Below are 7,636 nucleotides of genomic sequence, written 5' to 3'. Positions count from 1 at the left end.
TGCAATGATCTTTGGCATTCATCTTCTATAGGATGTGGAGTTGAATGATTTGTTTGATTTTCATTATTTGAATGATGCATAATCAACCTTCCAAAATAATAAAAATTCCCCGTGAATTTATATATTACTAATATAACCTTCTTAAGTAAATATGTATGAAATTCTTGGTGCCCCGCTTAGTGCGGGGTTTTTATTGTCTGATATCAAATTGAAAGGAAAACGCATGAAACTTTTACGAAGTATGTTCTTCGGTTGCATTGCTATGCTTGCTGCCGCCTTCTGCCTGAGTACGCCGGCTGCTGCACTTGATGTCAGCCCAGCAGTGTATGCAGTAAAACTCACCATTTCTGACTATGACGTGCCGGATGTCTTTAAGGCAGACGTTATCACTGTCGGCATCACATCGCTGCCTGATCGAAGTACCAACTCCCATGCTGTTGAGTACAATATTCAGAACCAGCCCAACTCGGCCTTCCGGCTTGCCGTTGATACCTACAAGCATATCGACCCGCACATTGCTGCAGGGCGTTGAGATTTTAATTTGCCGGTTTCACCCCGCCGTTCCTCACGGTTCGGCGCGGGTGCTCATTTCTATCTCCTCAGGAGAGAGGATAGATGTGATACTAAAGACAAACACTGCGGAGTGAGAATTAGTACATAATTGGCGCAAGCAACTTTATGGTATGTGCGATCTGGATTGGGTCTTTCTCGCCTTGCTCAGTTAAACGTATCACCGCCTTTGCAATTATTTCGCGTTTTTCTCCTGTGGTGGGGCATTCGCCTAAAATAGCGCAAACTTCGTTGTACATGTTTTGAAGCATATCCAACTGTTCGGGCGTGTAAGACCCGATATAATCCTTAGATCGAAATGGCATTGTATCCTCCCGCATGTAAGTAAAAACTAAAGTTACCACCTCTACGAATATTTGCGATTCATTTTTGCCAATGCTGTCTTAACCTTTTCGGCTGACCTGCATAAGGATGAATTATGCCCTTCCTCGAATTCACCTTTCAATCATTCTGGCACTTTAGCGGCATGCTAATTCTCATGTGGATCGCTCTCGCTGGCATTGCATGGATTGCAGCAGCAGCAAGGGGTAAGTGATGGCAGTTAAATACACACGCAACAATCGTGACATCGAAATCGGATTTTCAGGTTGGCATGCCACGCTGATGGCGCGCGAAAAGGGAGCCGCAGAGGGCGTTGCTACGCTTGATGAAAACGGCCTGGTACCAGAAGCGCAGCTTGGGAACCTGCCAAAATCAAGCGATTACGCCAGCGTTGCCGAAGTCGAAGCGTCCACCATTAAGGAGCCTGTGCAATATCTCCGCACTGCCGGTTATTACGCTCCCGGCGATGGTGGTGGGGCGCTCTACAAGCGCGTTTTGTCCGAACCTTCCCATGCTGGTAAAGTGCAATCTGCTGATGGCGCGTGGTGGGAGTTGGCTGAAAGCGTTGTTCGTCCTGAAATGTTCGGAGCCAAGGGCGACGGCGAAACCGATGATACCGCTTCCATACAATATGCATTGTCTTCGGGGAAAGAGGTTGAATTTTCCCAAGACTATCTGATTTCAGGAGAGATTACGGCAAAATCAGTTAAAGGGCCGGTAATGCGGTCGGCTAGTAACTGCTTGGCTAGAATAATTCACAGCACACAAGATGCCAAATTCATCTTCGCTGGCGAAGGAACCAGAGTGGAAGGTATCCACTTTGACCCCGTCGGAGTTGCTATAGATCGCGCACTCGTTATAGGCGATCCATCGATAGGCGCTTCAAGAGGTACGATTGTTAAAGGCTGTAAGTTTGGGTCACAAACACCGCCGTATCATTTCAGTGTTGAGGTTGAGTTATTCAATGTTTGGTATTCATCCATCGTAGAGAACTATTCACTTGGGACCAATGAACACCCTAACGCAATCAATATACGGGGCAATTATTCCGTAAACATCGTTGTGCAAGGGAACCATGCAGAATTTACAGGGCTATTCATCCATTGGACAACCGAAGCGCATCCTGTGCAGGGCTATCAGTGTGAAGGCTGGCAGATAGTCAATAACATTGATGCTGGAGGATATCGCTTTTTCCATGGCGAGGCTGGTCTGCTTCCGACGATAGCAAATAATGTTATTGACCTTATGAAAGGCGAAAGCATCCGCCATGAGGACAATGTATGCTTTATAACTGGAAACTGGATTAACAGTGCATCTGGTAACACAGACGTGGCCGTAGTGCTTGATGGTTACGATCATATTATTTCTGGAAATAGGATTGATGCAAAAGATAGCAGCAAGCCTGCCATATTTTTGCGCAGCGAAGCGCGGCAAATCACCATTAATAATAACATCATAATTCAGGGTACGACTGCCATACAGTGCGAAGGCGCTCCCACGAACCTGTCTGTGAACAACAATATATTGGAAAATCAGACCGTTTTGCCCGTATTGCTTAATTCTGTCTTATCTGGAACCTATAAAGGGAATATTGAAGTCAACCCCGCGTCACCATCGCAGGTCAGCGAGTCCGTGGACCGTGACTTCAAGCAGTTTGCCACAGGTAGCGTCATCAACCTCACCGCGACCGAAACCTACACCTATGACATGCCGCTCCCTCCCGGCTTGTTTAGCACTGCCCCTACGAGCGTATCTTCTACTAACCGGTCAGGAGTCAATATTCAATGCACCTATGACGTGAATGCTAGCACATCAACTCTAGCTAAGTTGATATTCAGGCCTATAGGAGGCGGCAATCTTCCAGCGGGGTTGGCCGATTTTGGCCTTGTTGCTATTGGCTTGTAAATGGGTCACCATCCAAATTTCCGAGGGGGAGGAGGCGGGAGATCATCGTTTTTTTTGCCCGTTCTACCTCTGAAAAACAACCGCATCAAAACAGCGATGACTAGCGCTATTGATACGTATGCAAAAATCGTTGACATCATAATAGCTCACCATTTGTAGCGTTCGCCACCATAAATATATGGTCGCCGGAGGTTTACCTAACTAATGTCATTTTCCATGATGGCGGATTTAATTGAAATTCGAAACGCTCACCGCTGTTTAACTTCTGAAATGCCATTGCCTGCTCTGTCCAGTTGGTGTCTGATAGTGGTTCGATTGAAAAATTGAATGCACTTACAATCAAAAAAACGGCGGCTATGGTTGTTGAGACAGTATATTTTACTGCATCGGATAATTTTTTTGCGACGTAACCACAAGCCGAGAGTAGTGATGCTACCCATGCGATATTTGTAATCACAAAATATCTTTCTCCTGCTGATGACAATAAAGGCAACTGAGGATCAGTTAAGCTTATCATGGGCTTTGAAAGTGCAAAAAACAGCATAATAGATGCGAAAAGAATAATACTCTTTACTATCCAATTAGATTTTAATAATACAAAAAACAACAACGCAAGCGATAAAATGGTGGCAACTGCATTTATTACGCTGTGATCGAACAACCATCTGATCTGATCTGCGGTGAGAAAAGCCCCCACGAAAATGCGTGCGGACAGAATATTTGCCATTACATCGAAAGAGAAGCCAAGTGGAGCGCTACTCCTCGTCTCATTGTACGACAGGAGCACCGCAATTACCTGAATTGCACATACAGCTGTCAATGCGCCAGCAAAAAGCATTCCTTTCGTCGTCTTGAGGTATCTTCGAAAATCGGGATCAAAACAAAATCGCACCGCGAAAACAGGAACGAGAAACACGACAAACGGTCCACTAAGGCCAGCTATAAACATTAGAACAAGGTCATGAATAAACCATAACTGACTGTTTGGTCTATTGGATATCAGAACACACAGAATCCACATCGATAAATACCAGTGGGTATTCGTAATATTTGCATGTACTTCCATTAGTCCAGGCATCAGAACGATGTAGGCACAGATAGCAATTCGATAACTAAGGGGAATGGCGGACATTCTGTTTGTCAAAATGTATGCAACGAAAAGACTGCGGATAGTAACGCCTACCACGTTGAAAAAAAGCGGCGCATATTCCATCGGGAAAGATAATGAAGCTAAAGCTGTCAACTTTGAAATTGTCTGATAGTAGCCGTTTTGGGGCCAAACAAGTGAAATTATACCAAATTCGTAGGCTTGTTTGTACCACACCACCCCATCCTCTGCCCAGAATGATGGGTTTTGCAAAATGTCCGGTCTGCGCAAGTAAAAAACAGCAAAGCTAATAAATAATGCTGCTATAGGGATAGCATTAGAGTAAACAGATTTATGTCTAAAATTCATCCCTGCACCCCACTCCGAAATCACAGTTCGGGTTCATATCACCGTGGCTATAAAAATACAATTATGGTGAAGCCAAGCAGAATTATTTTGGTGTTTTGCTTAATGTTAATGGAGTGTGCGCCATAAATGTGATTAGGATGCATAAAACGTTGTGGTTTCTTGGGGTGTGAAATGGCTGAAAAGCCAGTGCTGTCAGTTGTTATTCCGATGATGGATGAGGAGGAAGGAATTCCGGTTCTATTTGATCGGCTTATTCCGATTTTAAAAAATACCCGGCGATCCTTTGAAGTGGTTTGCGTTAACGATGGTAGCCGCGATGAAACATTGGCCGTGCTGCGCGAACATCAAGCGCGGCACCCATTCATTGTCATCGTGGACTTGAGCCGAAATTTCGGAAAAGAAGCAGCGCTCACCGCAGGTCTGATGCAGTCGATAGGGGACGCCGTTATCCCTCTCGATGCTGATCTGCAAGACCCGCCTGAAATCATCGTAGAGATGTTGGATAAATGGGATAAAGGAGCGGAGGTAGTTCTAGCTGTCCGGGCCAAGCGTGAAACAGATACTGCCTTGAAGCGTGCCACTGCGAACGCCTTCTATAGTATTATAAATTCCATTAGCGAAATAACCATTCCGCCGAATGCTGGTGACTTCCGTCTCATGGATCGCGCCGTGATCGAGGCATTGAAACAATTACCCGAGCGAAGTCGCTTCAATAAGGGTATTTTCGCGTGGCTTGGCTTCAAAACGGTTACTGTCGAGTATGAACGCCCATCGCGTGAAGTCGGCACCACGAAATGGAATTATCGAAAACTTTGGAATTTTGCTCTCGACGGCATAACCTCATTCAGTTCCGCGCCGCTGCGTATTTGGAGTTACATAGGCGTCATGATTGCTGGATGCGCGCTGCTGTTTGGCTTCGTCGTCATCTTTAAAGTTCTGATCCTTGGACACAGAGATGTGCCGGGCTATGCATCGTTGATGACTGTTTTGCTATTCTCTAATGGTATCGTCCTGATTGGCCTCGGAGTGATAGGAGAGTATCTATCCCGCATATTCATCGAAACAAAGAAGCGCCCGTTGGTTATTATTCGAAAAGTTCACCGTGTCGATCAAGATGTTTGAAATCGTTAGACAGGTTGGTTCGTTTGGAATTGTAGGGCTGCTGGCAACGGGCATCCACTTTATCGTTTTTTCTATTCTGTCAGCCTTGGGAGTTGATCCAATTCTGTCGAACATGGTGGCTTTCTGTTGTGCAGTACCCGTCTCGTTTTATGGGAACAGATCGCTGACATTTAAGGTTGACGGCAATATTGCACGATTCATTGTCATGTCGTTGTGCGGATTTGGGATAAACCATGCGAACGTTTGGATCGTAACTCGATATTTGGGATTACCTTGGACATTTTCCCTGCCGGGAATACTTCTGGCAGTCCCGGCATTTAGTTTCATCGTTAGCAAATTTTGGGTCTACCAACGCTAGGTTTCTGTTAGGGATATTTTACGGGTCCGACATAAACTATAATCATAATGGCCTTCCTGTGCTTTGCGCAGACCGCTCGATCCTGTGATTTTCAAGTATCGCAGCCCAGAAGGATGATTTCTGGCGAGATGCCTACAAGCTTTGACCGTTTCCATAACCTGACCGACGCGCCGCCCTTGAGGCGGCTTTTTCTTTTAGAAAGGAACGCTATGCGTGAGACCTTAACGACCGCGCTTGACCTGATGTTTGGTCATGAGGGCGGATATGTAAATAATCCGAAAGACCCGGGCGGTGCCACGAAATACGGCATTACTCACAGGACATTGGCCGCTCACCGTGGTGTTGCCAGCGTTACACCGGCACAGGTCAAAGCGCTCACCAAGGAAGAAGCTGCAAAGATTTATCGGCGCTCCTATTGGGTGCAATCCGGCGGCGATCTGCTTCCGGTTGGCATTGACTTCATGGCTTTTGACTATGGTGTGAACAGTGGCCCAGCACAGGCGATTAAATCGCTACAACGGATTGTTGGCGTGACGGCTGATGGTATCGTCGGCGCTCAGACCGTTGCGGCTGTGAAGGCATATAAGGGCGATCTGATCGGCGCTTATGCGGCGGAGCGTCTTCGGTTCATGAAGACATTGAAAACTTGGCCAGTGTTTGGTCGGGGTTGGCAAAAGCGGGTGATCAGTGTGGAGGCGCAATCACGTCAGCTCATACGGGGATTCCAAGTAAATACCGATGTGAATACTTCCTCGGCTAAGGCCAACCCCAAAGATCAATCTCTCATGGAAACATTTAAAAAGCCAGAGGCATGGGCATCAATTGGCGGCCTTTTATCCGGTCTTGGCGGTATGGCTTCCGGCTCGGGTCCGATCCAATGGGCGCTTGCAATTATCATGGTCGGAGCATTTGCCACCGGTGTTTATTTCCTCATCAAGCGCATGCAGGATCAGGCGGCATGAGGATCGGTCTTCAACATATCACAGGTGCGGTAATCGGAGGGGCAGTTTCAGGCCTCTTTTTTTATGCGCTCGGGCAAAATGACGGCAAGCAGGATGCGGCACTAAAAGCCGCTCAGGCCGTGGCACAGGCAATTCAGAACAGGGCAGGGATTAATGAGACAATCGACAATTTGGACAGCGTTGCTCTGTGTGTTGAGCTTGGCGGGATGTCAGACCAGTGCGAGCAATTGCGCAGGCTGGCAAAAGATCAGCCTTAAGCCGGAAACCGCTGTCTATTTGGCAGGTAATGACCAGAGCGCAGGCAAAGGCGTTGCTGGTCATAATGCCTATGGGAAGAAAGCGGGGTGCTGGTGATGTCGCCAACAGAGAATGATTTCGATCTTCGTTCCCGCGTTGTAAATCTTGAGCAGCAGCTGACCGGTATTCTCCCCCGCCTTGTGGTTCTGGAGAAGTTTCAGGTTCAGTCTGAAATAGCAGATGCACGCAAAGATGAGCAGTGGAAGCACATGGACAACCGGTTCAATGATCTGGAAAAGAAGATATCCGGTGTGAGTGATACTCTGGCGAAGGTCGTTTGGCTTATAATAAGCGCTCTGATCCTTGGAGTTGTCAGCTTCATGCTAAAGGGTGGTTTTAATGTGCCTTAACGATACTCGTGGGTTTCGTTTTCTTTGTTTTTAACGGTGGAGTGATCGCCGCTTGAGCAAGTCTTTGCGCTTTTAATCGCGCGGTCTTCTCATCACGAAGTTTCACATTTTCTTCGATTTCATCGGAGATACGTGCATGAATACTGCTTTGAAGCTGTGTTTTCTCAAAGGCAATTTCTGCATTTTGACGTAATAAGCTATGCATTGATTTCATCTGGTAGCCAATCTTGATGTGAGAAATAAAAAAGGCCAGACAAAAATGCCTGACCTCTCATTATGTGTATTCTCTCCAGTG

At 46.6% G+C, this 7,636-nt stretch carries 9 protein-coding genes; 6 read left to right on the top strand and 3 right to left on the bottom strand.

Annotation, left to right across the window (positions count from 1 at the left end):
- Positions 1-193: 193 nt before the first annotated feature.
- A complete protein-coding gene (locus BKD14_RS18920) occupies positions 194-532 on the top strand; it encodes a hypothetical protein (RefSeq protein ID WP_139316492.1) in 339 nt (112 codons plus the stop codon).
- A gap of 118 nt (positions 533-650) precedes the next feature.
- Here BKD14_RS18920 and BKD14_RS18915 read toward each other — a convergent pair whose 3' ends face one another.
- The gene (locus tag BKD14_RS18915; protein ID WP_028233507.1) at positions 651-875 is read right to left on the bottom strand and encodes a hypothetical protein; all 225 of its coding nucleotides are present in this window, start codon (positions 873-875) and stop codon (positions 651-653) included.
- A gap of 229 nt (positions 876-1,104) precedes the next feature.
- On the opposite strand from BKD14_RS18915, the gene BKD14_RS18910 reads away from it, so the two are divergent.
- On the top strand, positions 1,105-2,796 hold the full coding sequence (locus BKD14_RS18910) for a hypothetical protein (protein WP_075657653.1): 1,692 nt from the start codon (positions 1,105-1,107) through the stop codon (positions 2,794-2,796).
- A 193-nt stretch (positions 2,797-2,989) separates the two neighbouring features.
- Here the strand turns inward: BKD14_RS18910 and BKD14_RS18905 are convergent, their stop codons facing one another.
- The gene (locus BKD14_RS18905; protein ID WP_075657652.1) at positions 2,990-4,252 is read right to left on the bottom strand and encodes a hypothetical protein; all 1,263 of its coding nucleotides are present in this window, start codon (positions 4,250-4,252) and stop codon (positions 2,990-2,992) included.
- 171 nt (positions 4,253-4,423) lie between these two features.
- On the opposite strand from BKD14_RS18905, the gene BKD14_RS18900 reads away from it, so the two are divergent.
- The 4 genes from BKD14_RS18900 (at position 4,424) to BKD14_RS18880 (ending at position 7,341) form a co-directional block, all read left to right on the top strand.
- Entirely contained in the window at positions 4,424-5,374 is a 951-nt protein-coding gene (locus tag BKD14_RS18900) for a glycosyltransferase family 2 protein (RefSeq protein ID WP_075657651.1), read from the top strand.
- Between the two features lie 567 nt (positions 5,375-5,941).
- The gene (locus tag BKD14_RS18890; protein ID WP_075657649.1) at positions 5,942-6,694 is read left to right on the top strand and encodes a glycoside hydrolase family 108 protein; all 753 of its coding nucleotides are present in this window, start codon (positions 5,942-5,944) and stop codon (positions 6,692-6,694) included.
- Entirely contained in the window at positions 6,691-6,951 is a 261-nt protein-coding gene (locus tag BKD14_RS19050) for a hypothetical protein (protein WP_083647312.1), read from the top strand. Before BKD14_RS18890 ends, BKD14_RS19050 begins: the two co-directional genes overlap by 4 nt.
- Positions 6,952-7,047: 96 nt before the next feature.
- Positions 7,048-7,341 (top strand): hypothetical protein, encoded by a 294-nt coding sequence (locus BKD14_RS18880; protein WP_022710445.1) that lies wholly within the window; start codon positions 7,048-7,050, stop codon positions 7,339-7,341.
- On the opposite strand, the gene BKD14_RS18875 is transcribed toward BKD14_RS18880, so the two are convergent.
- On the bottom strand, positions 7,328-7,546 hold the full coding sequence (locus BKD14_RS18875) for a hypothetical protein (RefSeq protein ID WP_139316490.1): 219 nt from the start codon (positions 7,544-7,546) through the stop codon (positions 7,328-7,330). The genes BKD14_RS18880 and BKD14_RS18875 overlap by 14 nt on opposite strands.
- Between the last annotated feature and the right edge of the window lie 90 nt (positions 7,547-7,636).

Origin of the sequence: Pseudochrobactrum sp. B5 (genome assembly GCF_001939785.1) — a bacterium.
Taxonomy (GTDB): Bacteria; Pseudomonadota; Alphaproteobacteria; order Rhizobiales; family Rhizobiaceae; genus Pseudochrobactrum; species Pseudochrobactrum saccharolyticum.
Note: the sequence above shows the minus strand (reverse complement) of the source record. Positions and strands in the feature narration are given on the sequence as shown.